The organism is Phaeobacter sp. JH20_37, from assembly GCF_048056015.1.
In the GTDB taxonomy this organism is placed as follows: Bacteria; Pseudomonadota; Alphaproteobacteria; order Rhodobacterales; family Rhodobacteraceae; genus Phaeobacter; species Phaeobacter bryozoorum.
Map to the genome: position 1 here is coordinate 43,233 of NZ_JAYMWW010000013.1, position 26,634 is coordinate 69,866.

The window sequence follows — 26,634 nt, forward strand, 5'->3', positions numbered from 1 at the left end:
CAGTCCCTATCTGTAGGGTCGGACACCGGTCGCAAGGGCGGCTGGCGTTGAATCTGGGGGCAGTATGGCTGAGTTGAAATCGATCGAAGTGCGCGGCGCGCGCGAGCACAACCTGAAAAACATCGACGTGGATATCCCGCGCGATCAGCTGGTGGTGATCACCGGCCTGTCCGGCTCGGGCAAGTCCAGCCTCGCGTTTGATACCATCTATGCCGAAGGCCAGCGCCGCTATGTCGAGAGCCTGTCGGCCTATGCGCGCCAGTTCCTCGACATGATGGAAAAGCCGGATGTGGATCACATCAGCGGCCTGTCGCCTGCGATCTCCATCGAGCAGAAGACCACCTCGAAGAACCCGCGTTCGACTGTGGGGACCGTGACCGAGATCTACGATTATCTGCGTCTGCTGTTTGCCCGCGCGGGCACGCCCTATTCGCCCGCCACCGGAATGCCGATCGAGGCGCAGCAGGTGCAGGATATGGTCGATCGCATCATGACGCTGGAGGAGGGCACCCGTGGTTTCCTGCTGGCGCCCATCGTGCGGGACCGCAAGGGGGAGTACCGCAAGGAGTTCCTCGAGCTGCGCAAACAGGGCTTCCAGCGCGTGAAGGTGGATGGCGAATTCTACGAGCTGGATGAACCGCCGACATTGGACAAGAAGTTCCGCCATGACATTGATGTGGTGGTTGATCGTCTGGTGGTCCGTGAGGGGCTGGAAACCCGGCTGGCCGACAGCCTGCGCACCGCGCTGGATCTGGCTGATGGCATCGCCATTCTGGAAACCGCCCCGCGTGCGGCCGAGGGCGAAGAAGCGCCGACGCCGGAGCGGATTACTTTTTCCGAGAATTTTGCCTGCCCGGTCAGCGGCTTTACCATTCCCGAGATCGAACCACGGCTGTTTTCCTTTAACGCGCCGTTTGGGGCCTGCCCGGAATGTGACGGTCTGGGGGTTGAGCTGTTCTTTGACGAGCGGCTGGTGGTGCCGGATCAGAACCTGAAGATCTATGACGGCGCGCTGGCGCCCTGGCGCAAGGGCAAATCGCCCTATTTCCTGCAGACCATCGAAGCCATCGCCAAACATTACCAGTTCGACAAGAACACCAAGTGGAAGGACCTGCCCAATAAGGTGCAGCAGGTGTTTCTGCACGGTTCTGGCGATGAGGAAATCAAGTTCCGCTACGATGAGGGCGGTCGTGTCTATGAGGTGACGCGGGTTTTTGAGGGGGTGATCCCCAATATGGAACGTCGCTACCGCGAGACCGACTCCAGCTGGATCCGCGAGGAGTTCGAACGCTATCAGAACAACCGCCCCTGTGGCACCTGCGAAGGCTACCGACTGCGCGAAGAGGCGCTGGCGGTCAAGATCGCCGGGCTGCATGTGGGGCAGGTGGTGCAGATGTCGATCCGCGAGGCGCTGGCCTGGATCGAGGATGTGCCCAACCACCTGTCGACGCAGAAACAGGAAATCGCCCGCGCCATCGTGAAGGAGATCCGCGAACGTCTGGGGTTCCTCAACAATGTTGGTCTGGAATATCTGACGCTCAGCCGCAATGCCGGCACGCTCTCCGGTGGCGAAAGCCAGCGGATCCGTCTGGCGTCGCAGATCGGCTCTGGTCTGACGGGCGTTCTCTATGTGCTGGATGAACCCTCTATCGGGCTGCATCAGCGCGACAATGACCGGCTGCTGGAGACGCTGAAAAACCTGCGCGATCAGGGCAATACGGTGATTGTTGTCGAACATGACGAGGATGCGATCCGCGAGGCGGATTATGTTTTTGACATCGGTCCGGGTGCCGGGGTGCATGGCGGCCAGGTGGTCAGCCATGGCACGCCGGAGATGATCGCGGCCGATGAAGCCTCGATCACCGGGCAATATCTGTCCGGCAAGCGTGAGATCGCGGTCCCCGCCGAGCGGCGCATGGGCAATGGCAAATCGGTGAAAGTGGTGAAGGCCACCGGCAACAACCTGAAAGAGGTGACGGCGGAGTTTCCGCTGGGCAAATTCCTCTGTGTGTCCGGCGTCTCTGGCGGCGGCAAATCCACGCTGACGATTGAGACGCTGTTCAAGACCGCCTCCATGCGATTGAACGGCGCGCGTCAGACACCGGCGCCCTGCGAGACGATCAAGGGGCTGGAGCATCTGGACAAGGTGATCGACATCGACCAGCGCCCGATTGGCCGGACGCCACGGTCAAACCCGGCGACCTACACCGGTGCTTTTACCCCGATCCGCGAATGGTTTGCAGGGCTGCCGGAGTCAAAGACGCGCGGCTACAAACCGGGTCGGTTTTCCTTCAACGTGAAGGGCGGTCGCTGCGAGGCCTGTCAGGGTGACGGGGTGATCAAGATCGAGATGCACTTCCTGCCGGATGTCTATGTCGAATGCGAAACCTGCAAGGGCGCACGCTATAACCGTGAGACGCTGGAGATCCAGTTCAAGGGCAAGTCGATTGCCGATGTGCTGGATATGACGGTGGAGGATGCGCAGCAGTTCTTCCAGGCGGTGCCGTCCATCCGTGACAAGATGGATGCGCTGATGCGGGTGGGCCTTGGCTATATCAAGGTGGGCCAGCAGGCGACCACCCTGTCCGGCGGCGAGGCGCAGCGGGTCAAGCTGTCAAAGGAACTGGCCAAACGCTCAACCGGGCGGACGCTCTATATTCTGGACGAGCCGACCACCGGTCTGCATTTCGAGGATGTGCGCAAGCTGCTGGAAGTGCTGCATGAGCTGGTCGACCAGGGCAATTCCGTCGTGGTGATCGAGCATAACCTCGATGTGATCAAAACCGCCGACTGGATCATTGATATCGGTCCTGAAGGTGGTGACGGCGGCGGTCAGATCGTGGCCGCAGGCACACCCGAGGAGGTTGCCGCCACCGAAGGCAGCCATACCGGCCACTACCTGAAGGATATCCTGAAGGCGCGCAGCCTGGCGGCGGAGTGATCCGCCAGGCGCGGCGGTCAGTCTGTGGCGGGACATAGTCCCTGTCGCGCTGAGCCGATCCGGCCAGTGTCCTGCGAAACGGTATCCTGAAACGACGAAGCCTAAAAAGACGAAGCGCCGCCGACATTCTGTCAGCGGCGCTTTCCACAGAGCTGGATTGGGACGGCGCGGCACCCTTCGGGGGGTGGGGGAGAGCCTGCGGACGAGGGGCGCAGGCAGCAGATGCCGCAAACCAAAATCGTTTAATCCAATTGGCGTGGAAGTCTTCTTCTCAGAAGCCAAGCGAACCTGTGTAAATGCGACGAAATAGACGATACCGGTGGGGGTTCAGTGTCGTTTCTTACGTATTCGCAAAGTGTCGCTTATATATCGGTCGGTCCTTTCCTGATAATTGCTGTATTAATGTCTATACGCCATCGGCCTACTGCCAATTAACGAAATAGGGCCCGGATTGCTTCCAGAGAGAGTGGCCGTTTTTAGCCGCATCGTCAGGGGGGATCAGATATTTGGCTGATCTATTCGTAGGTTGACATATGAATATTCATGCGTCTAGGAAAAAGTTAACGCGTCGCCTTGCGTAAAAATAATAATTTTACATTTCCTAATGTGAAGATCTGTTAATTAATTATCTGTTAACGAAGCTTTCCCGCCAAACTGTTGATCATTTTATTTAATTCCCCCGCTTGTAAAGCGCCTGAGGGGGCCAGCATCAAAATGCGTGAATAACGCCAAATCAGAGAAAAACGCCGCAGCCCGGAATGGGTGCGGCGTCTGGATGTTTTTACGAACCCTGAGGCAGGCGTCAGGTCAAGGGGGGCCGGATCTGGCGGAGACAAAAAGGCTCAGCTGTCGGTTCAATCGTGGCGGCTGCGGGCCGCGAAGCGCGGCAACATGGCGCTGAAATCCTTGCCTGCGCCGCCTTCTTCCTCAACAAACATGGAATAAAGCGCCTGCGCCAGCGCCCCCATCGGCGTGTCGGCATCGGCGCTATGGGCGGCCTGCTGGGCCAGACGCAGGTCTTTCAGCATCAGCTCGGCGGCAAACCCGGGTTTGTAGTCATTATCGGCAGGCGACTGCGGGCCAACCCCCGGCGCCGGGCAATAGGCGTTCATCGACCAGCTGTAGCCAGAGGAAGTGGAGACCACATCGAACATCTTCTGACGGTCGAGACCCAGTTTGTCGGCAAGGGCAAAGGCCTCGCAGGTGCCAATCATGGTGATGCCGAGGATCATGTTGTTACAGATCTTGGCGGCCTGACCGGCGCCGGCATCGCCGCAGTGCACAGCCTTTTGTCCCATCACGTCAAACAGCGGCTTGGCGGCGTCGAAGGCGGCCTGGCTGCCACCGGCCATGAAGGTCAGCGTGCCGGCCGATGCGCCACCAATACCGCCGGAAACCGGGGCGTCGACAAACATCAGATTGGCCGACCCGGCACGATCGGCGACCGCGCGGGCGCTGTCGACGTCGACGGTAGAGCAGTCAACCAATGTAGCACCGGTCGCCATTGCGGGGATCACGTCATCGGCAACCGAGCGCAGGATCTCGCCGTTGGGCAGCATCGTGATCACCACCTCTGCGCCGGTCGCGGCCTCAGCGGCGGAGGCCGCCATGGTGACGCCCTCGATCGAGACATCCGCCATGTCAAAGCCGGTGACGGTGTGGCCTGCCTTTGCCAGATTGGCGGCCATTGGGCCCCCCATATTGCCGAGACCGATAAATCCGATGTTCATGTCTTACTCCTCCTCGAACTGCAGCGTGTCGCGGGCCAGCGGCATCAGCATTTGGCTGACAGCGGTAGCAGGCACTTCACGATCTGCATATTGCCATTTGGGCTGGCGGTCCTTGTCAATGATCTGGGCGCGGATGCCCTCCAGAAAATCGCCCTTTTCCATTGCGCGGTGAGTAAAGCGATACTCCAGTTCCAGCGCTTTGCGAATACTCATGCTGCCAAGGCGCAGCCGGTGCAGCAGCTCGACGGTGCAGGCCATTGATAGCGGCGAATTGCGGCGCAGGGTTTTCAGCGTGTCCTCGGCAAAGCTGCTGGCGTCATGATTGAGCGCCGTCAGGATATCGCCAAGCGCCTCGCCGCCAAAGCTGCGGTCAATGTCGGCACGCAGGGCGGCCAGCTGCCCCTCGGGAGCGGTCTCTGCGCTGCTTTCGAGACTCTTGGCATGGCCGGTCTGCTCAAGCTCCGAAATCAGCGCAGGCCAGCTGGCCTCGGGAATGTAATGGTCGGCAAAGCCTGCGTAGATCGCGTCCGCCGCCGTCATGCGCGCACCGGTGAGGCCCAGATATTCACCAAGCCGACCGGGCGCCAGAGCCAGCATCAGGCTGCCGCCCACATCGGGGATGAGGCCGATGCCGACCTCGGGCATGGCAATACGTGTGCTGTCGCCGACAATGCGATGGGTGCCGTGGCAGCCAAGACCGACGCCGCCACCCATGACAAACCCCTGAAGGAAGCTGACCACCGGTTTGGGGTATTCGAAGATCCGGGCGTTCATACGGTATTCGTCGCGCCAAAACCGGCGACCATAGTCATAGTCGCCACTGGTGCCGGTCTGGTAGAGTTCGGCAATGTCACCGCCGGCGCAGAAGGCTTTTTCGCCCTCGGCGTCCATGACCACCAGATCGACAGCGTCATCCGTTGCCCAGGCCCTGAGGGCGGCATCGACCGCCAGACACATGTCATAACTCAGCGCATTCAGCGCCTTGCCACGGGTCAGGGTGATCCGCCCGGCGCGGCCGGTGATGCGGATATCAATATCGCTCATGTCGGCCTCAGTGGTTTTCCGCCAGCATATGGCGCGCGGTAATCACCCGCATGATTTCATTGGTGCCTTCCAGGATCTGGTGGACGCGCAGATCACGCACCAGTTTTTCGATGCCGTAATCGGCAAGATAGCCATAGCCGCCATGCAGCTGCAAACACTGATCCACCACTTTGGAGCCTGCTTCGGTGACAAATTTCTTTGCCATCGCGCAGTGTTTGGAGGCATCCGGCGCGCCCTGATCCAGCTTCCAGGCCGCCTGACGCAGGAATACACGGGCCGCCTGCAATTCGATTTCCATATCCGCGAGGCGGAATTGCAGCCCCTGAAACTGGTCGATAGATTTGCCAAAGGCCTTGCGTTCGGACATGTATTTCAGGGTCATGGTCAGCGCCTGCTGCGCAGCCCCGAGCGAGCAGGAGGCGATATTCAGGCGCCCGCCGTCGAGACCCTTCATCGCGTATTTGAAGCCGCTGCCTTCTTCGCCGACCAGGTTATTGGCCGGGATCGTGCAGTCGTCGAACTGGACCTGCGCGGTGGGCTGGCTCTTCCAGCCCATTTTTTCCTCAAGCCCGCCAAAGCTGAGGCCCGCCGTGCCATCTTCGACATAGACGGTGGAGATCCCCTTGGGGCCGTCTTCGCCGGTGCGCACCATGCAGACATAGGCGTCAGAGTAGCCGCCACCGGAGATGAACGCCTTGGTGCCGTTGAGGGTGTAGCCCTCGTTGGTCTTGGTGGCGCGGGTTTTGAGGGCGGCGGCATCGGAGCCGGAGCCGGGTTCGGTCAGACAGTAGCTGAGCACGGTCTGCATCGACAGGATGTCGGGCATGATCCGGGCCTTCATCTCGTCGCTGGCAAAGCTGTCGAGCATCTTGGCGCACATATTGTGGATCGACAGGAAGGCGGCAACAGACGGGCAGGCCATCGACAGCGCCTCAAAGACCAATGTGGCATCCAGCCGGGACAGCCCCGCGCCGCCGGTTTCCTCGGAGACATAAAGCGCGCCGAACCCCAGCTCGCCGATCTGCGGCCAGAGCGATTTCGGAATGGTGCCTTCGGCCTCCCACTGGCGGGCGAAGGGGGCGATATGCTCCTGTCCAAAGGCGAAAGCCATATCGAAAATGGCGGTCTGTTCCTCGGTCAATGCGAAATCCACAGCATATCCTCCCTGATGTGAACGCGGCCCGGCCCGGATCTGACCCGCCGGGGTCGTCATGAATTGAACGGTTGTTTATTTTCTAGCGACCCAAGGGCAGCAGGGCAAGCCGCAGCGGTGCAAAGCTGCTGTGCAGAAATGTCGGTCCGGCGGCGTTTGCCGATGGTTGACCGTGGCATTGACGCAAGGGGCGCCATCTGGCTGTAAGTGAACCGTTTCTTAGGTATTTTCTTCCAAACTGACCGAAATTTGTCAAAAACCGTGGTGCATCGCCCGCCATGGATGATCAGCTGAGGGCAGACTTTCGATGAACAAGCCATTGCGCACCAAACATCTTCCGAAATCAGCGCGTCGCAGGCTGGAAACTCCGGCGCCATCGCCGGCGCTGGCGCTGAAAGCAGAGGCGGGGCGTGCCTTTATCGAGGCTGACTATCCACGCGCGCGCGACTTTGCGACCCGCGCGCTTGCCTTTGAGCCGGACAACGCGACGCTGCATGCGGAGATTGCCTCCAGCTTCATGCAGGAGAAAAAATACGAACTGGCGCTGAAGCATCTTATGGGTGCGCTTAAACTTGAGCCGACCAATCCGAAATGGCTCAGCGCGATCGGGACCATTCTGTTTCTGATGGACAAGCTGACAGATGCCGTTGGCTTCTTTGAGGCGGTTTATCAGATCGACCCGGAAAATGCGATGAATGTCTCCCGGCTTGTGCAGTCGCAGATGAACCTTTGCGACTGGACTGTCTACAAGGATCAGAAGAACAAGCTGAGGATCCTCGATAACGACCCGGCCAACGGAGATCCGTTCACCACGCTGCTCTATGTCGATGACGCCGCGTTGCAGAAGAAACGCGTGGTGAGCAAGACGAAGAACAAGGTGACGATTTCCGAACGAAAAGTGGCCCGTAAGTTCAATAGGACTCCGGTGGCTGGTCGCAAGATCCGGATTGGCTATTTCTCCTGCGATTTCTTCAATCACGCGACCATGTTCCTGATGGCGCGCCACTTCGAATTGCATGACCGTGATAACTACGAAATCTACATCTATGACTACAGCCGCGAACCAAGCGATGTCATGCGTCAGCGCGTGCTCGACGCTGCCGACTGCTACCGGCCGATCCATAACCTGAAAGACGAGGATGTCGCGGAGCTGGCCCGGGGGGACAGTCTGGACATCGCGATCGATCTGAAAGGCTACACCAAAGACGCAAGGCCAACGATATTCGGCTTTCGCGCGGCACCGGTGCAGATCTCCTATCTCGGCTACCCAGGCACCACGGGAATGCCCGCGATGGACTATTTCGTCGCTGACGCTGTCACCGTACCAAAAGAGGGGCGGCGCCATTTCTCAGAAAAAATCCTGTATATGCCGAATTGCTATCAGGTAAATGACAACAGTCGTCCCCATCCCGAGACCGGACCGACCCGCGCGGATATGGGGCTGCCCGAGGATGCGGTGGTTTTCTGTTCGTTCAACAACCATAACAAGGTTTCCCCGGCGGAGTTCGACATCTGGATGGACCTGCTCAAGGAGGTCGATGGCAGTGTCCTGTGGTTCCTTACAGTGCCTGGTGTGATCCGTGATAACATCCGCAAGGAGGCGGAGGCTCGTGGTGTGCCGGCGGATCGGATCATCTTTGCCGGGCGTTGTCCTACTCCCCATCACATTGCGCGTCTGCCGCTGGCGGATATCTTTCTTGATACCTTTGCCTGTAATGCCCACACCACGGCGAGTGAAACGCTGTGGTCGGGTGTTCCGGTGGTGACCAAACCGGGGCAGCAGTTTGCGGCGCGGGTCGCGGCGAGCGTCGTCACCGCCGTGGGTTGTCCTGAGCTGATTGCCGAGACGAAGGAGGAGTATCGCGCGCTGGCGCTGCGGCTGGCCCGGAACGCCGAGGAACGACAGGCGCTGCGCGAGAAGCTGAAGGCGAATATCGCCACCACGCCGCTGTATGATACCGAGCAATATGTCCGCGATTTCGAGGCGCTTCTAACAAAGGCGATCCAGCGCTATGACGATGGGTTGAAGCCGGATCATTTAAGCCTGGTGGAGGGCAAGGTCTAACCCGCCATCCGTGGCGTCGCTGACCGGGATCCGCATTTGCTGAGCCGGGCGGTGCTTCCGGCGCAAAGCCTGCCGTCGAAAAAGCGACCCGCCAAAGAGTAAAAAACGCGCCTCGGTCTGCCGGAGGCGCGTTTTTGTTATGACATCCGCGTGGCGCGGGGATCTGCCATGGTGGCCGACCGGCGCTCAGGCCGACGGATATTTGACCGGCAGCCGCCTGCGGGCGGATGGATCAGAGCAGGCGCACCTTTGTGCCGATCTTCACCATCTCGTAAAGCGATTCGACGTGCTGATTGTAAAGGCCGATACAGCCGGAGGAGCTTTGCCGTCCGATCTTGCGGGTGTCATGGGTGCCATGCACCAGATAGGCAGGCCAGTCGAGATACATCGCACGTGTGCCCAGCGGGTTGCCCGGGTCGCCGCCGTCGATGCGGACCGGCAGTGTCGGGTCACGCTCGCGCATGGAGGCGGTTGGAGTCCAGCTGGGGTTCTCCGCCTTGCGCACAATTTCGGTATAGCCGCGTCGGGTCAGCTCCTCGGTCATCGGCACCGAGGAGGGGAACAGCCGGTAGGTCTCGCCATCCGGCCCCCAGTAATGCAGCGCGCGCGAGGAAATATCGGCCAACATGCAGCCCACGCCCAGATCATCGAAGTGATCCTGCCAGGCCTGCTGCTGGAAGGAGGAAATATTGCGTTTCACCGGGATTTCGGTTTCGATCTTTGGCTCTTCCACCGGAAAGGCGTCGCTCGACTGGGCGCGCAGCAGCGCCGGGGTGGCCAATGTGGCGCCAATCCCGGTGAGGGCAGCGCGGCGGGTCATACGAAAGTTGCTCATGGTATCCTTCGACAGTCTGCTCGGACATTAGTTGGCAAACTAGGTAGTACTGCGGAATTTCCTAGGGGCAGGTCGCGAAATTCAGCCGGTCTCACAGGGTTGTGTAGCCCGGTGAGACCGTGAGTGGCGGAAGTCTGCCGTTTTTTCGGCGCCTGGGCGCCGGTGAGGGTCAGCCGTAGAGCTGGCGCGCCTGGGCAAAGGACAGCAGGCGCTTGGTCTTCTCGTCCCAGAGGTGCAGCCGCGCATTGGCGAGGCTTTCGCGGATGGTCATCCGGTTGCCCTCGGCCAGTTCGGCGTGGTCGCGCAGCACCTGGGGAAGCCGGTAGAAGGGAATGCGGCTATAAAGGTGATGAACGTGGTGGATGCCGATATTGGCGCTGATCCATTGCAGCACCGGCGGCAGAACATAATGGGAGCTGCCATGCAGGGCGGCGTCATGCAGGTGCCAGTCCTCTTCCTGCTCCCACTGTGTCGTCTCGAACTGATGCTGGACGTAGAACAGCCACAGCCCGGCGGTGGCAGCCAGCAGCGTGGCGGGCACAAAAATCAGCAGCAGCGGCATCAGCCCGCCGAAATACCAGATCACCGCCAGCGCCAGAATAATGGTCAGATTGGTGCCCATGGCGCTGATCCAGTAGCGGGCTTGGCCCATCAGCCCGTAGGGGATACGGTTTTGCAGGAAGAACAGATAGCCGGGACCGATGGCAAAAAGCGTCACAGGATGGCGATAGAGCCGATACATCAGACGGCCCCAGCGGTTTTCGGCGTGGTATTCGGCCACGGTCATGGTGTGGATATCGCCCATGCCGCGTTTGCCCAGATTGCCATGGGTGCTGTGATGGATCGAATGGGTGCGGCGCCAGACATCATATGGTGTGAGGGTCAGCACCCCGATGATGCGACCGGTCCAGTCGCTGAGCCGACGGTTGCTGAAGAAGGAGCCATGGCCGCAATCGTGCTGAATGGTGAACAGCCGCAGCAGGAAGGCGGCGATCAGAACGGAGATAGCCAGCGTCAGCCAGTAACTGATCGACAGCGACCACCAGGCCAGGGCCCAGAGCAGCAGGAAGGGCACGACCGTCACTGCCAGCTCAAAGCTGCTGCGCAGGGGGCTTGGGTCGCGGTATTGGGCCAGGATCTTGACCCAGTCGCGGGCGGATTTCGCAGCCGCCTGCGGCTGGTTGGATTCGTCTGTCGTGCTCATGCGCCTGCCGTTTTTCTGTCCATCCATGACCGGATAGACGAGTTACGCGGCGGAACAAGCATAAATTGGTCGAAGCCCTTATTTTTCTGGCCCTGTGCCGCGAATAACGCCCGCCTGCCGCTCTATCTGGGCGGGAGCGCGCGGCGCCATGGAAAAAGGCCCCGGAATGTCCGGGGCCTTTTCTCGTTTTGGGGCGACAGGTCAGTCCATCGCCTTGAAGTTGAATTCGCCACCTTCCTTGATGCCCGAAGGCCAGCGGGAGGTCACCGTCTTGGTGCGGGTGTAGAATTTGAAGCTGTCGGGCCCGTGCTGGTTCAGGTCACCGAACATCGATTTCTTCCAGCCGCCGAAGGTGTGATAGGCCAGCGGCACCGGGATCGGCACGTTGATACCCACCATGCCGATGTTCACGCGGGAGGCAAAGTCGCGCGCGGTGTCGCCGTCACGGGTAAAGATCGCGGTGCCATTGCCGTACTCGTGATCCATCGCCAGCTTCAATGCTTCCTCGTAAGTGCCTGCACGCACAGTGGAAAGCACCGGGCCGAAGATCTCCTGCTTGTAGATGTCCATGTCGGGGGTGACGTGGTCGAACAGGTGGGCACCGACAAAGAACCCGTCCTCGTAACCTTGCAGTTTGAAGTCGCGGTTATCGACCACCAGCGTGGCGCCCTGATCGACACCGGACTGGATCAGGCCCAGGATGCGGTCCTTGGCCGCCGCGGTCACAACCGGACCCAGATCCACGTCGTCGCCGGCGGTGTAGGGGCCGACTTTCAGCTTTTCGATCCGCGGGATCAGCTTCTCGATCAGCTTGTCGGCGGTTTCCTCACCGACCGGAACCGCAACCGAGATTGCCATGCAGCGTTCGCCGGCCGCGCCGAAGCCCGCGCCAACCAGCGCGTCAGCGGCCTGATCCAGATCGGCATCGGGCATCACGATCATGTGGTTCTTGGCGCCGCCGAAGCACTGCGCGCGCTTGCCGTTGGCGGTGGCGCGAGAATAGATGTACTGGGCAATCGGGGTAGAGCCGACGAAGGACACGCCCTGAATGATTTCGCTGTCCAGAATGGTGTCAACCGCCTCGCGGTCGCCGTTCACCACCTGGAACACGCCTTCGGGCAGACCTGCCTCGACGAACAGCTCAGCCAGCATCAGTGGCACGGAGGGGTCGCGCTCGGACGGTTTCAGCACCACGGCGTTGCCGCAGGCCAAGGCCGGGCCGACGTGCCACAGCGGCATCATGGCGGGGAAGTTGAACGGCATGATGGAGCCGACAACACCCAGCGGCTGGCGCATGGAGTACATGTCGATGCCGGGGCCGGCGCTGTCGGTGAATTCCCCCTTCAGCATCTGCGGCGCGCCGATGCAGTATTCGATCACTTCCAGACCGCGCTGCAGGTCGCCCTTGGCGTCCGGGATGGTCTTGCCGTGCTCGCGCGAGAGCGCCTCGGCCAGCTTGTCCATGTCGCGGTTCATCAGGCCAACCATCGCCATCATCACGCGGGCGCGCTTCTGCGGGTTGGTGGCGCCCCATGCGGGCTGTGCCGCGGCGGCTTTTTCAATGGCATCGGTGGTCTCCGACGCGCTGGCCATCGGGCATTTGTACTGCACTTCGCCGGTTGCCGGGTTGAAGACATCGTCAAAACGGCCCGAGGTGCCGGACACCAGCTTGCCGTTGATAAAATGGCCGAGTTCTTTCATCGGATCCTCCTACATTCCAGTTGCCGGTATCGTAGGCTTGCAAAAAACACTGGAAAAGAGGAAAGATCTCAAAGAGGCTTTGCAGGAACGCAAAGGTTAACAGAATGTTGACGGCAGGAGAGGGAAAAGCTCATGGATCCACAATGGGATGACATGCGGGTGTTCCTGGCAGTGGCGCGCGAAAGCAGCCTGTCGGGGGCGGGGCGGATCCTGAAGATGGATCCGGCCACCGTGGGTCGGCGGATCTCGCGCTTTGAGGAGGCGCTGGACACGCCGCTGTTCGTGAAATCCCCGCAGGGCTATGCGCTGAGTGCTGCGGGGGACCGTTTGCTGGGCCATGCCGAGGCTGCCGAACAGGCGATGCGGGCCGGGCAGGAGGCGCTGGTCGGCCCCAGTGACACGCTGTCGGGCCAGATCCGCATCGGTGCGCCGGATGGCAGCGCCAATTATCTGCTGCCGCAGGTCTGTGCCAGAATCGGGGCCGAGAACCCGGATCTGGATATCCAGATCGTGGCGCTGCCACGGGTCATCAACCTCAGCCGCCGGGAGGCCGATATGGCGGTGACCGTCAGCGCGCCCACCGCAGGCCAGCTGCTGGTGCAGAAAATCACCGATTACAAACTGCATCTTGTGGGATCGCGCCACTATCTGCGCGCCCATCCGCCGATTGAAAAGCTGGAGGATCTGAAGGATCACAAGATGATCGGCTATATTCCTGACATGATCTTTGACCGGGAGCTGGATTATCTCAATGATCTAGGGGTGGACCGGGTGGCGCTGGCCTCCAATTCGGTGTCGGTACAGATAAAACTGGCGGCTGAGGGTACGGCGCTGTGCGTCGCGCATGATTTTACGCTGCCGTCGCACCGCTCCCTGCGCAAGGTTCTGACCGACAAGATCAGCCTGACGCGCAGTTTTTATCTGGTGCGCCACCAGGGGGATCAGCGCAGCGACCGGCTGAACCGGTTTGCCCAGGCGTTGTCAAAAGGCATACGCGACGAAGTGGTCCGGCTGGAAGGCTTGACTTGATGCCGGGTTAGGGCAACCCTTGGTGGTACGTAATAAAATTACAAAAAGGAGCGCCTATGCTGGTTCAATTGATTCTGAAGTCCAAGGCAAGCTCTGGGGTGGTCACCATTGCTCCCGAGGCAACGATATCCGAGGCCGCCAAATTGCTGGGCGAGCACAAGATCGGTACTGTTGTTGTCTCCAGTGATGGCGAAACCGCCGAGGGTATCCTGTCCGAGCGCGATATCGTGCGCGAGCTGGCCCGCAGCGGCTCCGGCTGCCTGAGCAAGGCCACCAGCGAATATATGACCCGCAAGCTGGTCACCTGCACCAGCCAGTCCAACGTCGAGGACGTGCTACAGCAGATGACCGAAGGCCGCTTTCGCCACATGCCGGTGGTCGAAGATGGCAAGCTGATCGGGCTGGTGTCGCTGGGCGATGTCGTGAAGGCGCAGCTGGCCGAGGTCGCGATGGAGAAAGACGCCCTTGCAGGCATGATCATGGGGCACTGACCTCAGGATCCTGACACCCGGGGCTGTGGCCCCGCGTCTGATGCGGTGTCCTCCCGCATCGGACGGCTGACGTCACGGCGCAGGAGCAGGTCGGTATTTCCACGCTCTTGCGCCCTGATGACAAAAATGTTTGCTTGCGCGCAACCAACCAGCAGGCAGGAGAGGCCCCATGCGTATTGGCTTGTATCCCGGCACATTCGATCCCATCACATTGGGGCATATAGATATTATCCGCCGGGCCAGCGCGCTGGTGGACAAGCTGGTGATCGGCGTTGCGATCAACCGGGACAAGGGGCCGCTGTTTTCGCTGGAAGAGCGTGTCGCCATGATCGAGGCGGAATGCGCCAAGCTCAGCGAACAGACCGGCACCGAGATTGTTGCCCATCCGTTTGAAAACCTGCTGATCGACTGCGCCCGCGACGTGGGCGCGCAGATCATCGTGCGCGGGCTGCGCGCGGTGGCGGATTTCGAGTATGAATTCCAGATGGTTGGCATGAACCGGGCGCTCGACAGCTCGGTTGAGACGGTGTTCCTGATGGCCGAGGCGCGCCATCAGGCAATTGCCTCCAAGCTGGTGAAGGAAATCGCCCGGCTGGGGGGAGATGTTTCGAAGTTCGTCACGCCGATGGTCAAGAGCGAGCTGAGCCGCCAGCTGGCGAAATAGTCAGCCTGCGGCGATAGGGATGCGACATTGGGAGCGGCCCGGTTCGGGGCCGCTTTTTTATGTCTGCAAACACTGTGTTGTGACCTGTTCCTGATCTGCGCGGCGCCGCCGGATCAGCGCCAGAAGGCAATCCAGTCGATCAGTTCAAACAGGCGCTTGCCCAGAAACACCATATGCCCGGTGCCAAACAGCCAGAGATCCACGGCCAGACCAGCCAGGATCAGCAGCGCAAGGAACAGGGCAATTCTATTGGTCATGATGGGTCTGGGGCCGGGGTAAACAAGATACGCCCGGCCAGATATGCCTGACCGGGCGGTGTCTTACAAGCCATGCGGGCCAAGTGCTGCGCACAGAGGCCGTGGTGCCGGGGCTCAGCCCAGACGACCCATCGCGACAGCGACGTCCGCCATACGCACCGAGAAGGCCCATTCGTTGTCATACCAGGCCAGAACGCGCACCAGGCTGTTTTCCACGACGCGGGTCTGATCCGGCGCGAAGATCGAGCTTTGCTCCGTGTGGTTGAAATCAATCGAGACCAGCGGCGCGGGTTCATAGCCGATCACGCGGGACATATGGCCCTTGGCGGCTTCGCTCATGATGGCGTTGATTTCGGTGACGCTGGTCTGCTTGCTGGAGCGGAAGGTCAGATCCACAGCAGAGACATTCGGGGTCGGCACGCGGATCGCAGAGCCATCCAGACGGCCCTTCAGGTTTGGCAGCACCTCACCCAGCGCCTTGGCGGCACCGGTGGTGGTCGGGATCATCGCCATGGCAGCGGCGCGGGCGCGGTAGAGATCGTCGTGGCGGCGGTCCAGTGTCGGCTGATCGCCGGTATAGGCGTGGATCGTGGTCATGATCCCGCTTTCGATGCCGACGGTTTCATCCAGCACCTTGGCCAGAGGGGCGAGGCAGTTGGTGGTGCAGGAGCCGTTGGAGACCATGCGGTCGCCCGCCCGCAGCTTGTTGTCATTGACGCCAAAGACGATGGTCTTGTCGACATTGGTGCCGGGGGCGGACAGCAGAACCTTCTTGGCGCCGCGCGCCAGATGCGCCTTGGCCTTTTCGCCGTCGTTGAATTTGCCGGTGCATTCCAGCACCACGTCACAGCCGGACCAGTCCAGATCGTCCATATTATAGGTGGAGAACATCTGCATATCGCCACGGCCGAGGTTCATGGTGTTTTCACCCAAGGTGACCTCGCCGGGGAAACGGCCATGCACGGAGTCGTATTTCAGCAGATGCGCTGCGGTTTCCAGCGGGCCGGTGGCATTGACCTTGACCACTTCGATATCGTCCCGGCCCGAGGCTGCGATATGCGCCAAGGTGCAGCGGCCGATGCGGCCAAACCCGTTGATCCCGACTTTGATGGTCATATGCGTATCTCCAAGCGAGCAAGAATTGCCTCCGCTATAGCTGCCATTCCCTCGGGTCAAAAGCTTAAAAATGGCTTTATTCCAGACTGTTAGCGCAAAACTTGACTGGTTGCGGTAACAAAATTGACTGATTGCGATAACGGTTTTTGCGGCCCTGCGGCGGATGTGCGCGGCGCCCCGGATTGAACGCCATTGGGAACAAAGCGGGCGCTGAACGGCTTGTACCTGATAGGCGATAGGATAGGGTGGGCCAAAATGCGCGCGAATGGAAAAGGGGACCGGGTATGAGCGGTTTGTTGGCTTTGCTCGATGATGTGGCAGGCATCGCAAAGGTGGCTGCGGCCTCGGTGGATGATGTGGCGGCGGCGGCGGGCAAGGCGGGCGCCAAGACGGCGGGCGTGATCATCGACGATGCGGCGGTCACGCCGAAGTATCTGCAAGGCTTTGCCCCGGCGCGCGAACTGCCGATCATCTGGCGCATCACCCGTGGGTCGCTGTTCAACAAACTGATCCTGTTGCTGCCGGTCGCCATGCTGCTGGCGAATTTCGCGCCCTGGCTGATCACGCCCTTGCTGATGCTCGGCGGCTCCTATCTGTGTTTTGAGGGGGCCGAGAAGATCTTTCACGTGCTGTTCCCCCATGCGAGCCACGCCATTGACGAAGACATGAGCATCAAGGATCCCGGCCATCTGGAAGAGCAGAAGATCAAGGGCGCGATCAAGACCGACTTCATCCTGTCGGCGGAAATCATGACCATCGCGCTGGCCGCGATCGAGGCACCAACTGTGTGGATGCAGGCAGCAACACTGGCAGTGGTCGCCATTGGGGTGACGCTGGCGGTCTACGGATCGGTGGCGGTGATTGTGAAGATGGACGATGTTGGGCTGTATCTTGCGGGCAACGCACCAACGCCCATCGGGCGCGGTCTTGGCCGTGGGCTGGTGAAATTCATGCCGGTGCTGATGTGGATCCTGTCGGTGGTCGGCACCGCAGCGATGCTGTGGGTCGGCGGATCCATCATCATCCACGGGCTGGAGGTGCTGGGCTTTGGCTGGCTGGGCCATCACATCCACGACTGGGCCTACGCCGTCGGTCACGCGGTGCCTGCGGGCTGGATGGGCTTTGCTGAGTGGAGTGCCAAGGCGGCGATGGACGGTGTATTTGGGGTTGTTTGGGGGCTGCTGCTGATCCCGCTGGCGACTAAGGTGATCGGGCCGTTGCTTTCTAAGTTCTGAACTCGGCCCTGCTAATCATCAAACAAACCACTACTTATGTAGACGAACAAATAGACAGTTTTCAAAAGGAGCAATTGATGTTGGAGTTATTATCGAAGCGAACAGCCACTGCACTGGCAGTTTCAGCTTCTTTTTTGTCAGCTTGTGTGAGCGCCGATCAGACAACGAGTACACCAGCACCGACCTACTCATCCCCTGATCTGACACGCTCTGGTGTAATTATTAAGATGCCAACCGAACAGAAGAGGCTGCGCTTCATTAGCGCCACGGTCTCAAAACTATCAAATAATGGGCCCCACGCTGGCTATCCAGCACAAGTTGACCTGATGGTTTCAGAGGGAACTTCGTACACTAGTTCCAACGTTTTTTTGTCGCCGCTAAACCGCGAGACTGCCGAAAAGTTTGCAGCGACTTATGGCTCTGGAGAGAACTCTAGCCTTGCCTTTATGATGGGACAGGATATCGCGCGCCAAACGGTCTGCCAAGGTAGGAAAGTGACAAGAAACACCGTCGGCCGTCAATATACCGCGCCGACGAAGCCCGGTCCAATTCTTGGTCAGCCTATTCCGAAAGGAGCAGTAGGAAGAGCCATTCCTGCTGCTGAGTTTTCAAGATTTGGGTGGAGCGTGAACCTGTGGTGCCGGTGATGAGGTATTTAGTTTGGACCGGTGTTATGGTGTTGGCTTGCGGGTGTTCTCCCGGTTTGTCCTCCGAGCAGTTTCAAGCGAAAGTTCAAGAATCCGAAGCTCGTTCAGCCGCTGAGATCGCGAGCTACCCTGCTGCAACTTTCACTGTTTCAGGAATGCGGAAGCGTTACTCCGGGGCTACGTTTCTGGACTACAGCGTTCAGCATGGAACGCAGGTAGAGTACCTCGCCCCGGACGGTAGGGCCTTTCTATGGTACCCGGGAAATACGGCTGTCGTGATTGGGCAGTGGACCGTGAAACCACCCGTTGGCCGATCAAAATATGCGCGGCTATGCTGGAAGTACGGACCGCTGACTTACAACCCTGTAGCGCAGAATAGGGGTGGGGAGTTTAGTTGTGTCAAAGCAAATCGACACATTTTGGCCGAGGAAGAGTATACTCGAGGAGATCCTTTTGACTTAGACGGTAGCGGAATACCGTTTCCTTTGAAAAAGAAGCGACAATACTCGATGAAGGAACTCTCCGAACGCAGCGGCGCTACTGTTGTATTGATCCACTAGGCGTTTATTCAATCTCTCGTCCGATAGGTCCGAAGAGGTGCTGATATGGAAAAGGGGAGCCTGGAGGCTCCCCTTTTTGTTCTTGGATTTGTAGCTAGACTTACCCCAGCAGCTCTTTCACTTTCGCCACCGTACCCTCAGCCGTAATGCCGAAGCGTTCGAACAGCTCGCCTGCCGGAGCAGAGGCGCCGAAGCGGTCCATGCCGACGAAACCGGCTTTCTTTTCCTGGCCGCGCTCGCCCATCAGCAGGCGATCCCAGCCGCCGGCGCGCATGGCGGCTTCGATACCCACGCGGACCGGGCCTGCGGGCAGGACCTTGCGGCGGTAGGCTTCGTCCTGCTCGGCGAACAGTTCCATGCAGGGCATGGAGACAACGCGGGTGCCGATGCCGTCGGCCTCCAGTTTGGCCTTCGCCTCCAGCGCGACGGAGACCTCAGAACCGGTGGCGATCAGGATCACCTGACGCTTGCCCTCGGCTTCGGCCAGAACATAGCCGCCCTTGGCGGTCAGATTGCTGAGCTTATGCTCGGTCCGCACGGTGGGCAGGTTCTGACGGGTCAGGGTCATCACCGAGGGGGTGTCCTTCGAGGTCAGGGCGATTTCCCAGGCCTCTGCGGTTTCCACGGTGTCGGCGGGACGGAACACATAGGTGTTCGGCGTCGCGCGGCAGATTGCCAGATGCTCCACCGGCTGGTGGGTCGGGCCATCTTCGCCAACGCCGATGGAATCATGGGTCATGACAAAGACGGTCGGGATCTTCATCAGGGCCGCCAGACGCATCGCCGGACGCGCGTAGTCGGTGAAGCAGAAGAAAGTCCCGCCATAGGGGCGCATCCCGCCGTGCAGCGCCATGCCGTTCATCGCCGAGGCCATGCCGTGCTCGCGGATGCCCCAGTAGACGTAGCGGCCCTTGCGGTTGTCGGTGTCAAAGACGCCCAGATCGCCGGTCTTGGTGTTGTTGGAGCCGGTGAGGTCAGCAGAGCCGCCGACGGTTTCCGGCATGATCGGGTTGATCACTTCCAGCGCCATCTCGGAGGATTTGCGGGTGGCCACCTTCGGCTGGGTTTCGGAGACCTGCTTTTTCAGCGCTTTGATGGTGGCCGACAGCTTCTTGGGCGCATCCAGCGCATAGGCGCGGTTGAAGCGGTCCTGTTTCTGCTGCGAGGCTTCGGCAAAACGGGCTTCCCAGGCTTCGCGCTCGGCTGCGCCGCGCTGGCCGATGGCTTCCCACTGGGATTTCACATCTGCGGGCACCTCAAACGGGCCGGTGGTCCAGCCGTAGGCGGCCTTGGCGGCCTTCATCTGCTCGGCGTCGGTCAGCGCACCGTGACCCTTGGAGGTGTCCTGTGCAGCGTGACCCAGCGCGATGTGGGTCTTGCAGGCGATCATCGAGGGTTTCTTCGATTTCTTCGCCGCGGTCAGGGCCTCGTCGATGGCCTTGGGATCGTGACCGTCGATTTCGATGACCTGCCAGCCGGAGGCCTTGAAGCGCTGCACCTGATTGGTGCGGTCGGAGAGTTCAACCGTGCCGTCGATGGTGATGTTGTTGTTGTCCCAGAGCACGATCAGCTTGCCCAGCGAGTGGCGACCGGCAAGGCCGATGGCCTCCTGGCTGATGCCCTCCATCAGGCAGCCGTCGCCTGCGATCACATAGGTGTGGTGATCGACCAGCTTGCGGCCGTAATGCGCGCGCTGCATTTCCTCGGCCATGGCAAAGCCAACGGCATTGGCAATGCCCTGACCCAGCGGGCCGGTGGTGGTTTCGACGGCATCAATCAGGAAGTTTTCCGGGTGACCGGCTGTCAGCGCGCCCATCTGGCGGAAATTCTTGACCTGATCCAGCGTCACCTGTGCATCGCCCATGAGATAGAGCAGCGAATAGATCAGCATGGAGCCGTGACCGGCGGACAGGATGAACCGGTCGCGGTCTGGCCACTGGGGGTTCGCCACATCGAACTTCATGTGTTTTTCAAACAGGACGGTGGCGACATCGGCCATGCCAATCGGCATGCCGGAATGGCCGGAATTTGCCGCGGCAACGGCATCAAGGGTCAGGGCACGGATGGCCGCAGCCTTGGTCCAATGTTCGGGGTTTGCGTTGCGCAGGGCTGTCAGATCCACTGGATTTTTCCTCTGGGTTTTCGGCAGACTGAGCGCTCAATAGCAGTGATATGGCAAAGATCAAGCGTTTGCGCGGCTTCCTGCGCGAAGTTGACGCTGCAAGTGGTTGAAAGCAAACAGGGGGTAATTTATCCCTGCATGAACTAAGCTGGATGTGCAGCGCCGGATCCCTCTTGATTCGCCCTCCGTTCGCGGAGACGAGCGGAAAAACGGGGCGATGGCGCGGCGCAGGGTCCGGCGGAAAAGACCGGCAGATACTCACGGGGTCGTAAAGGGGCAGGCATGGAGCAGATCGAAGAATTGCAGGGTCGGATCCTGGCGGCAATGGACCGGATTGGCGCAGGTGCCGCAGCATTGCAGGCCGGCGCACAGGCTTCGGCAGAGGCGCATGCGCAGGCCCAGGCGGAGGCGCAGTCACGGACGGCTGCTGCGCAGAGCGACCTCAGCCGCGCGCTGGAAGAGGAAAAGATCGCCAATGCCCAGCTGGAAGAACGGCTGAAGGTTCTGCGCGCCAAGCTGGAGGAGGCCGAAGCCAATGCGGCCCCCGCGCAGGGCGCCGATATCGGTGAGCTGGCGGCGTTGCAGGCCGAGGTCGAGCTGCTGCGCAACGAGGTGGGCAATACCGCCGAGAAAGACGCGCTGAAGTCCGAAGTGGCGCGGCTGAAACAGGAATTGGAAGTGCAGGGCAACGAGGCGGCCACCGCCCGCGAAACCTTGCAGGATCAGCTGGATGAGGCGCAGGCCTCGCTGGCGCGGCTACAGGAAGAGCTGGCCGAGCAGCCCGATGATCTGGGGGCGGCGGTGGATACAGCCGCGCTTGAGGCCGAAGCGGAGGCGCTGCGCGGTCAGCTTGCCCGGGCTCAGGACGAGCTGGCCCAGGCGACGGCCACCCTTGCGGCGCGGCCCGCAGGCCCCAGTGCCGAAGAGATTGCGCAGCAGAATGAGACGCTCTTGCGTCTGGATGCCACGCTGCAGGAGCTGCGCCACAGCAATGATCAGCTGCGGGCCTCCAATGCGGCGCTGCGAGACGCAAATGCCGCTGGTGTTGGTGATGCGACGCTGATCAATGCAGCGCTTCAGGCCGATATCGACGCGCTGACCGCAGCGCGCGCCAGCGATCAGGCCGAGGTCGATGCGGTGCTGGCCAAACTGGAACCCCTGCTGGCGGCTGAGCCTGCGCAGGGCGAAACCCCCGCAGCCCCGGCTGAGGCGGCGCCGATTGCGCAGACGGCGGCGCCCGTCGATGTGATGCCTGCATCCGCAGCGCCCCAGGTGCCCCAGGCGCCGATCACGCAGCCGCGAACCGCCCAGCCCATGCCCGAAGGGGAGGATGTATGATGCCCGAGGTTACGATTCATATCGGGGGGCGCGGTTTTGAAGTCTCCTGCCAGGAAGGCGAAGAAAGCTATCTGCATTCGGCGGCCAAAATGCTGGACGATGAGGCTCAGGTGCTGTCGGACCAGATTGGCCGTATGCCCGAGGCGCGGATGCTGCTGATGGCGGGGCTGATGCTGGCGGATAAAACCGCAGCGGTCGAGGATCGCATCAAGGAGGTTGAGGCCGAACTGGCAGAGCGCACCGCCGAGCTGGCCGAGCTGCGCGCCGCCCCGGCACCGGAGCCTGAGCGGATCGAGGTGCCGGTGGTGCCGCCGCTGGTGACCGAGACCCTCGCCGAGCTGGCCGCCCGCAGCGAGGCGCTGGCGCAGGAACTGGAAGAGCAGGCGGCCGCGGGCTGACAGGCCGCGAACCGCGACGCTCAGATTTGAAACCGCCGCATGGGTCAGCCCCATTGCGGCGGTTTTCTATGATATTGGAACCAAACGGTGCTTAAAAAAAAACACCCCCGGCCAACGCCGAGGGTGCGGATCTTCTGGTCGCCAGCCACAACAAGAGGCGAGCGGGGACAGGCTTAGCCGTTGGCTTCGCGGATCTTGTCGGCGGCATCCTTGTCAAAGGCGACACCGTTTTCAGCAAACATGCCGTCCAGTTCACCGGAGAGGGTCATCTCGGTGATGATATCGCAGCCGCCGACAAACTCGCCTTTGACATAGAGCTGGGGAATGGTCGGCCAGTCGGAGTATTCCTTGATGCCCGCGCGGATTTCCTCATCCGCCAGCACGTTTACATCGGTGTATTCGACGCCGATGTAGTTCAGCACGCCAGCCACGCGGGAAGAGAAGCCACATTGCGGCATGTCCTTGGTGCCTTTCATGAAGAGCACCACGTCGCTGGCTTTGACGGTTTCATCAATACGGGTTTTTACGTCGGTCATTTATCCATTTCCTTTTGGCGTTGCCACCGGTCGCGGTTTGTTCGGATATAGGGGAGAAGCTTCAGGAAAGTAAGCCCCGCGGTCGAAGCAAACACGGGGATTGCCGCAAGAGTTTCCAAAGTCGCGAAAATCCTCACTTTGGCCGACGGCCGCTATCCTGAGAGTTCGTCCAGCTCTGGTTTCTGCGCTCCAGTTCACTGTTCTTACGGTTAGTCTCGTCCACCTCGTCCAAATCCACAGCTTCCAAACCGATGTCGCGAACTGGTGTTTGGGTCTGGCGTTCGGTGCGGGGCTGGCTTTGCGAAAGTGGGTGTGGGCGGCTTCGTTTTCTCAACTGAGTGTCAATGGCGTAAACACTCACAGCAAGGCAGAATAGGCCCGACAGAAACCACCAGCCCGGCGTCATCCGGTTACTCAGGCGCCTTGGTGGTCAGGGCCAGCGCGTGCAGCTCGCCGTTGGCGCCGTCCATCTTGCCCTTCAGGGCTGCATAGACGGCGCGCTGCTGCTGAACACGGTTCTTGCCGCGAAAGCTTTCGTCGATGACCATCGCGGACATATGCACACCGTCATGGCCACCAACCTGGATTTCCGCATCGGGAAATGTCTCGCGCAGCAGGTCTTCGATTTCTTGGGCTTGCATCGGCATTGGGGGGTGTCCTTATTTCTAGCTTATCAAAAATGTAGGGTGCGGAGGGGGCCTCTGCAAGGCGGATTAGCCGTGCAGCGTCACATAGGGAGCAAGGCGCGGGATGAAGGCGGGCACCTCGGCCAGGGCCTCCTGGACCTGCCGCTCCTCAAAGTCCCAGATTGTGCGCCCGTCGCTGACCGCCAGCGTCGCCAACAGAACATTCAGATCGGCCCGCAGTGCGTCCGGCAGCGGCAGGCCGGCTGCCTCGCGCAGGATCAACAGCGCCTCATGGATGGGGCGCAGGACACGCAGGGCGTGGGTCATATGCGGCAGAAGGTCAGCATCGTCGCGCCATGTCTCGCCCTGAAACAGCACCTCAGTCACCCGCTGCCCGGCGCCCGCGCAGGAATAGGCAATACAGCCGCCAAAGCCACGGGTGTCGAGATCCTCGTGGATAGAGCAGGAGAAACACTGCGGCGAGAGGTTGGGGCAGGGGGTGTCGGTCTCCTTCAGGATCGCGAAATCCTCGTCCTCCTCAAACGGGTAGGCCACACAGCAGAGCGCGGCGCAGCGGCTGCAATCTGCTGTCAGTTCGGGGAGGTCGATATCAGGAGTTTGGCCGGACAGGGGCATGGGGTCACCTGCGAGACATCAAAAAAATGGGTGGGACGGCGATGCCATCCCACCCGGTATGATCGTGTCGAGGACCATGCCCCAACGCGGCCTGCGCTCAGGCAACGGCAGCAGCGAAGCTGCTGCGGAAGATGTCTGCCAGCTCGGCCAGTGGCGCTTCGGAGCCGCCGATTTTCACCATGTCGCCGCCGAATTTGCCGACGGTGGTGATGGTGACACCGGCCTGACCTGCGGCCATCATCAGGGCCTCGGCCTGATCAAAGTTGCAGGCCACAAGGTAGCGCGCCTGATCCTCGCCAAAAACCGTCGGGGTGTCGCCTGCGTCAAGCTGCACGCCGACATTGGCCGCTTCGGCCAGCTCAAACGCCGCCAGCGCCAGACCGCCATCGCCCAGATCGGTGCAGGCCTTGATCAGATCGCGGTTGGCGCGGATGAACTCGCCGTTGCGCTTCTCTGCTTCCAGATCCACTGCCGGTGCGTCGCCGTCCTCGCGGTTGAAAACCTCCGCCAGCAGCGCCGACTGGCCCAGATGGCCGATGGTTTCGCCGATCAACAGGGCGATATGTCCGTCGCGAACTTCGCCGGTGATGGCCTCTTCGCCTGCCGCGATCAGGCCAACGGCGCCAATCGTCGGGGTGGGCAGGATGCCCTGACCGTCGGTTTCATTATAGAGCGACACGTTGCCGGAGACGATCGGCATGTCCAGCGCAGCCACAGCCTCGCCGATGCCTTTGATCGCGCCGACGAACTGGCCCATGATCTCGGGCTTTTCGGGGTTGCCGAAGTTCAGGTTGTCGGTGGTTGCCAAGGGTTTGGCGCCGACAGCGGTCAGGTTGCGGTAGGCCTCGGCCACCGCCTGTTTGCCGCCCTCATAGGGGTTTGCCTTGACGTAGCGAGGCGTCACGTCGGAGGTGAAGGCCAGCTGTTTGTCGGTGCCATGGACCCGCACGATGCCGGAACCTGCGCCCGGGCGGCGGGCGGTGTCGCCCATCACCATGGTGTCGTATTGTTCATAGACCCACTGCTTGCCGGCATAGTTCGGGCTGGAGATCAGCGCCTTTAGCCCGTCGATCGGATCAATGGTCGGCACATCGGCATCACTCAGCGCCTCGGGCGCGGGAGTTTCCACCCAGGGGCGGTCGTATTCCGGCGCGGTAGAGGACAGTTTCGACAGCACCAGATCGGCCTTCACTTCGCCGTTGTGCATGATCAGGAAGCGGTCCTCTGCGATGGTTTCGCCGACGATGGCAAAATCGAGATCCCATTTTTCGAACACTGCACGCGCCTCGGCTTCTAGCTCCGGCTTCAGCACCATCAGCATCCGTTCCTGGGATTCCGACAGCATCATCTCGTAGGCGGTCATGTTCTCTTCGCGCTGCGGCACGTTTTCGAGATCCAGACGGACGCCCAGTTTGCCCTTGTCGCCCATTTCCACGGCAGAACAGGTGAGGCCCGCGGCGCCCATGTCCTGAATGGAGATCACCGCGCCGGTCTGCATCAGCTCCAGCGTGGCTTCCATCAGGCGTTTTTCGGTGAAGGGGTCGCCGACCTGCACGGTGGGGCGTTTTTCTTCGATAGTGTCGTCAAATTCCGCCGAGGCCATGGTGGCACCGCCAACGCCGTCGCGACCGGTCTTGGCACCTAGATAGACCACCGGCATACCAACGCCCGAGGCGGCGGAGTAGAAAATGGCGTCGGTCTTGGCCAGACCGGCGGCAAAGGCGTTCACAAGGCAGTTGCCGTTATAGGCGGGGTGGAAGCGCACTTCACCACCGACGCATGGCACGCCAAAGCAGTTGCCATAGCCCCCGATGCCCTCAACCACGCCGTTGACCAGTCGCCGGGTCTTGTGGTGGGAGGGTTCGCCAAAGGACAGCGCGTTCATTGACGCGATGGGGCGTGCACCCATGGTAAAGACGTCGCGCAGAATGCCGCCAACCCCGGTCGCCGCGCCCTGGTAGGGCTCGATGTAAGAGGGGTGGTTGTGGCTTTCCATTTTGAAAACAACGGCATCGCCGTCGCCAATGTCCACGATGCCTGCGTTCTCGCCGGGGCCGCAGATCACCTGGGGGCCTTCGGTCGGCAGGGTGCGCAGCCATTTCTTGGAGGACTTATAAGAACAGTGCTCGTTCCACATCGCGGAGAAAATCCCCAGCTCCGTGAAGGTCGGCTCCCGCCCGATGATGTCGAGGATCAGATCATATTCCTCGGGCTTCAGCCCGTGGTTGGCAATCAGTTCAGGCGTGATGGCGGGTTCTTGCATCCGTAAACGTCCCCAATGGCTGCGATTGCGCGCCTTTTAGGGC

22 protein-coding genes are annotated in these 26,634 nt (G+C 60.8%); 9 read left to right on the forward strand and 13 right to left on the reverse strand.

All coding sequences use genetic code 11. The annotated features are described in order from the left end of the window. Positions 1–64 precede the first annotated feature (64 nt). Positions 65–2,941: an excinuclease ABC subunit UvrA gene (gene uvrA, locus VWZ87_RS05120; RefSeq protein ID WP_416534843.1), complete on the forward strand. Its 2,877-nt coding sequence runs from the start codon at positions 65–67 to the stop codon at positions 2,939–2,941. An 854-nt stretch (positions 2,942–3,795) separates the two neighbouring features. Here the strand turns inward: uvrA and mmsB are convergent. From mmsB to VWZ87_RS05135, 3 genes are read right to left on the reverse strand one after another with little or no spacing between them, the layout of a single operon-like run. Further along, positions 3,796–4,671: a 3-hydroxyisobutyrate dehydrogenase gene (gene mmsB, locus VWZ87_RS05125; protein ID WP_416534844.1), complete on the reverse strand. Its 876-nt coding sequence runs from the start codon at positions 4,669–4,671 to the stop codon at positions 3,796–3,798. A 3-nt stretch (positions 4,672–4,674) separates the two neighbouring features. Further along, positions 4,675–5,715 (reverse strand): enoyl-CoA hydratase/isomerase family protein, encoded by a 1,041-nt coding sequence (locus VWZ87_RS05130; protein WP_416534845.1) that lies wholly within the window; start codon positions 5,713–5,715, stop codon positions 4,675–4,677. Positions 5,716–5,722: 7 nt separating this feature from the next. Next, entirely contained in the window at positions 5,723–6,868 is a 1,146-nt protein-coding gene (locus VWZ87_RS05135; RefSeq protein ID WP_416534846.1) for an acyl-CoA dehydrogenase family protein, read from the reverse strand. A 307-nt stretch (positions 6,869–7,175) separates the two neighbouring features. Here VWZ87_RS05135 and VWZ87_RS05140 point away from each other — a divergent pair, with 307 nt between their 5' ends. Beyond that, positions 7,176–8,933, forward strand: a complete 1,758-nt coding sequence (locus VWZ87_RS05140; protein WP_416601030.1) for a UDP-N-acetylglucosamine-peptide N-acetylglucosaminyltransferase — start codon at positions 7,176–7,178, stop codon at positions 8,931–8,933. 232 nt (positions 8,934–9,165) lie between these two features. Here the strand turns inward: VWZ87_RS05140 and VWZ87_RS05145 are convergent, their stop codons facing one another. From VWZ87_RS05145 to VWZ87_RS05155, 3 genes are all read right to left on the reverse strand, one after another. Further along, positions 9,166–9,768 carry a L,D-transpeptidase gene (locus VWZ87_RS05145; RefSeq protein WP_340545730.1) on the reverse strand — a complete coding sequence of 201 codons (603 nt, stop codon included), beginning with the start codon at positions 9,766–9,768 and terminating at the stop codon, positions 9,166–9,168. 169 nt (positions 9,769–9,937) lie between these two features. Further along, entirely contained in the window at positions 9,938–10,972 is a 1,035-nt protein-coding gene (locus VWZ87_RS05150) for a fatty acid desaturase (protein WP_340545729.1), read from the reverse strand. A 201-nt stretch (positions 10,973–11,173) separates the two neighbouring features. Beyond that, a complete protein-coding gene (locus VWZ87_RS05155; protein ID WP_416534848.1) occupies positions 11,174–12,673 on the reverse strand; it encodes a CoA-acylating methylmalonate-semialdehyde dehydrogenase in 1,500 nt (499 codons plus the stop codon). A gap of 132 nt (positions 12,674–12,805) precedes the next feature. Between VWZ87_RS05155 and VWZ87_RS05160 the strand changes: the two genes are divergently transcribed. The 3 genes from VWZ87_RS05160 to coaD all read left to right on the forward strand — a co-directional run bounded on the left by VWZ87_RS05160 (position 12,806) and on the right by coaD (position 14,857). Then, positions 12,806–13,702: a LysR family transcriptional regulator gene (locus VWZ87_RS05160; protein WP_416534849.1), complete on the forward strand. Its 897-nt coding sequence runs from the start codon at positions 12,806–12,808 to the stop codon at positions 13,700–13,702. A 56-nt stretch (positions 13,703–13,758) separates the two neighbouring features. Continuing rightward, a complete protein-coding gene (locus VWZ87_RS05165; protein ID WP_340545726.1) occupies positions 13,759–14,193 on the forward strand; it encodes a CBS domain-containing protein in 435 nt (144 codons plus the stop codon). Positions 14,194–14,362: 169 nt separating this feature from the next. Further along, positions 14,363–14,857, forward strand: a complete 495-nt coding sequence (gene coaD, locus VWZ87_RS05170; RefSeq protein ID WP_340545725.1) for a pantetheine-phosphate adenylyltransferase — start codon at positions 14,363–14,365, stop codon at positions 14,855–14,857. Between the two features lie 113 nt (positions 14,858–14,970). On the opposite strand, the gene VWZ87_RS05175 is transcribed toward coaD, so the two are convergent. Both VWZ87_RS05175 and gap read right to left on the reverse strand, forming a co-directional pair. Next, complete coding sequence (locus VWZ87_RS05175; protein WP_340545724.1) at positions 14,971–15,114, reverse strand: hypothetical protein; 144 nt, start codon at positions 15,112–15,114, stop codon at positions 14,971–14,973. Positions 15,115–15,228: 114 nt separating this feature from the next. Then, a complete protein-coding gene (gene gap / locus VWZ87_RS05180) occupies positions 15,229–16,230 on the reverse strand; it encodes a type I glyceraldehyde-3-phosphate dehydrogenase (protein WP_416534850.1) in 1,002 nt (333 codons plus the stop codon). Positions 16,231–16,514: 284 nt separating this feature from the next. Here gap and VWZ87_RS05185 point away from each other — a divergent pair, with 284 nt between their 5' ends. Together VWZ87_RS05185 and VWZ87_RS05190 are read left to right on the forward strand one after the other, a co-directional pair. Continuing rightward, a complete protein-coding gene (locus tag VWZ87_RS05185) occupies positions 16,515–17,465 on the forward strand; it encodes a DUF808 domain-containing protein (protein WP_416534851.1) in 951 nt (316 codons plus the stop codon). Between the two features lie 77 nt (positions 17,466–17,542). Continuing rightward, entirely contained in the window at positions 17,543–18,112 is a 570-nt protein-coding gene (locus tag VWZ87_RS05190; protein ID WP_123585423.1) for a hypothetical protein, read from the forward strand. 660 nt (positions 18,113–18,772) lie between these two features. Here the strand turns inward: VWZ87_RS05190 and tkt are convergent. Further along, a complete protein-coding gene (gene tkt, locus VWZ87_RS05195; protein ID WP_416534852.1) occupies positions 18,773–20,794 on the reverse strand; it encodes a transketolase in 2,022 nt (673 codons plus the stop codon). A gap of 282 nt (positions 20,795–21,076) precedes the next feature. Here tkt and VWZ87_RS05200 point away from each other — a divergent pair, with 282 nt between their 5' ends. Beyond that, positions 21,077–22,132 carry a hypothetical protein gene (locus VWZ87_RS05200; protein WP_416534853.1) on the forward strand — a complete coding sequence of 352 codons (1,056 nt, stop codon included), beginning with the start codon at positions 21,077–21,079 and terminating at the stop codon, positions 22,130–22,132. Continuing rightward, a complete protein-coding gene (locus VWZ87_RS05205; protein WP_416534854.1) occupies positions 22,132–22,530 on the forward strand; it encodes a cell division protein ZapA in 399 nt (132 codons plus the stop codon). The genes VWZ87_RS05200 and VWZ87_RS05205 overlap by 1 nt, the downstream gene beginning before the upstream one ends. Before the next feature lie 173 nt (positions 22,531–22,703). Here VWZ87_RS05205 and grxD read toward each other — a convergent pair whose 3' ends face one another. From grxD to purL, 4 genes are all read right to left on the reverse strand, one after another. Continuing rightward, complete coding sequence (gene grxD / locus VWZ87_RS05210) at positions 22,704–23,066, reverse strand: Grx4 family monothiol glutaredoxin (RefSeq protein ID WP_340545717.1); 363 nt, start codon at positions 23,064–23,066, stop codon at positions 22,704–22,706. A 410-nt stretch (positions 23,067–23,476) separates the two neighbouring features. Further along, a complete protein-coding gene (locus VWZ87_RS05215) occupies positions 23,477–23,713 on the reverse strand; it encodes a BolA/IbaG family iron-sulfur metabolism protein (RefSeq protein ID WP_340545715.1) in 237 nt (78 codons plus the stop codon). Positions 23,714–23,779: 66 nt separating this feature from the next. Further along, positions 23,780–24,328: a hypothetical protein gene (locus tag VWZ87_RS05220; RefSeq protein WP_416534855.1), complete on the reverse strand. Its 549-nt coding sequence runs from the start codon at positions 24,326–24,328 to the stop codon at positions 23,780–23,782. A 97-nt stretch (positions 24,329–24,425) separates the two neighbouring features. Next, complete coding sequence (gene purL, locus VWZ87_RS05225; RefSeq protein WP_416534856.1) at positions 24,426–26,591, reverse strand: phosphoribosylformylglycinamidine synthase subunit PurL; 2,166 nt, start codon at positions 26,589–26,591, stop codon at positions 24,426–24,428. Positions 26,592–26,634 lie beyond the last annotated feature (43 nt).

Excerpts from the sequence above, each read along its gene's own strand:
- uvrA (WP_416534843.1), top strand. The coding sequence starts at position 65 with ATGGCTGAGTTGAAATCGATCGAAGTGCGCGGCGCGCGCGAGCACAAC.
- mmsB (WP_416534844.1), bottom strand. The coding sequence starts at position 4,671 with ATGAACATCGGATTTATCGGTCTCGGCAATATGGGGGGCCCAATGGCC.
- VWZ87_RS05130 (WP_416534845.1), bottom strand. The coding sequence starts at position 5,715 with ATGAGCGATATTGATATCCGCATCACCGGCCGCGCCGGGCGGATCACC.
- VWZ87_RS05140 (WP_416601030.1), top strand. The coding sequence starts at position 7,176 with ATGAACAAGCCATTGCGCACCAAACATCTTCCGAAATCAGCGCGTCGC.
- VWZ87_RS05145 (WP_340545730.1), bottom strand. The coding sequence starts at position 9,768 with ATGAGCAACTTTCGTATGACCCGCCGCGCTGCCCTCACCGGGATTGGC.
- VWZ87_RS05150 (WP_340545729.1), bottom strand. The coding sequence starts at position 10,972 with ATGAGCACGACAGACGAATCCAACCAGCCGCAGGCGGCTGCGAAATCC.
- VWZ87_RS05155 (WP_416534848.1), bottom strand. The coding sequence starts at position 12,673 with ATGAAAGAACTCGGCCATTTTATCAACGGCAAGCTGGTGTCCGGCACC.
- VWZ87_RS05160 (WP_416534849.1), top strand. The coding sequence starts at position 12,806 with ATGGATCCACAATGGGATGACATGCGGGTGTTCCTGGCAGTGGCGCGC.
- VWZ87_RS05165 (WP_340545726.1), top strand. The coding sequence starts at position 13,759 with ATGCTGGTTCAATTGATTCTGAAGTCCAAGGCAAGCTCTGGGGTGGTC.
- coaD (WP_340545725.1), top strand. The coding sequence starts at position 14,363 with ATGCGTATTGGCTTGTATCCCGGCACATTCGATCCCATCACATTGGGG.
- VWZ87_RS05175 (WP_340545724.1), bottom strand. The coding sequence starts at position 15,114 with ATGACCAATAGAATTGCCCTGTTCCTTGCGCTGCTGATCCTGGCTGGT.
- gap (WP_416534850.1), bottom strand. The coding sequence starts at position 16,230 with ATGACCATCAAAGTCGGGATCAACGGGTTTGGCCGCATCGGCCGCTGC.
- VWZ87_RS05185 (WP_416534851.1), top strand. The coding sequence starts at position 16,515 with ATGAGCGGTTTGTTGGCTTTGCTCGATGATGTGGCAGGCATCGCAAAG.
- VWZ87_RS05190 (WP_123585423.1), top strand. The coding sequence starts at position 17,543 with ATGTTGGAGTTATTATCGAAGCGAACAGCCACTGCACTGGCAGTTTCA.
- VWZ87_RS05200 (WP_416534853.1), top strand. The coding sequence starts at position 21,077 with ATGGAGCAGATCGAAGAATTGCAGGGTCGGATCCTGGCGGCAATGGAC.
- VWZ87_RS05205 (WP_416534854.1), top strand. The coding sequence starts at position 22,132 with ATGCCCGAGGTTACGATTCATATCGGGGGGCGCGGTTTTGAAGTCTCC.
- grxD (WP_340545717.1), bottom strand. The coding sequence starts at position 23,066 with ATGACCGACGTAAAAACCCGTATTGATGAAACCGTCAAAGCCAGCGAC.
- VWZ87_RS05215 (WP_340545715.1), bottom strand. The coding sequence starts at position 23,713 with ATGCCGATGCAAGCCCAAGAAATCGAAGACCTGCTGCGCGAGACATTT.
- VWZ87_RS05220 (WP_416534855.1), bottom strand. The coding sequence starts at position 24,328 with ATGCCCCTGTCCGGCCAAACTCCTGATATCGACCTCCCCGAACTGACA.
- purL (WP_416534856.1), bottom strand. The coding sequence starts at position 26,591 with ATGCAAGAACCCGCCATCACGCCTGAACTGATTGCCAACCACGGGCTG.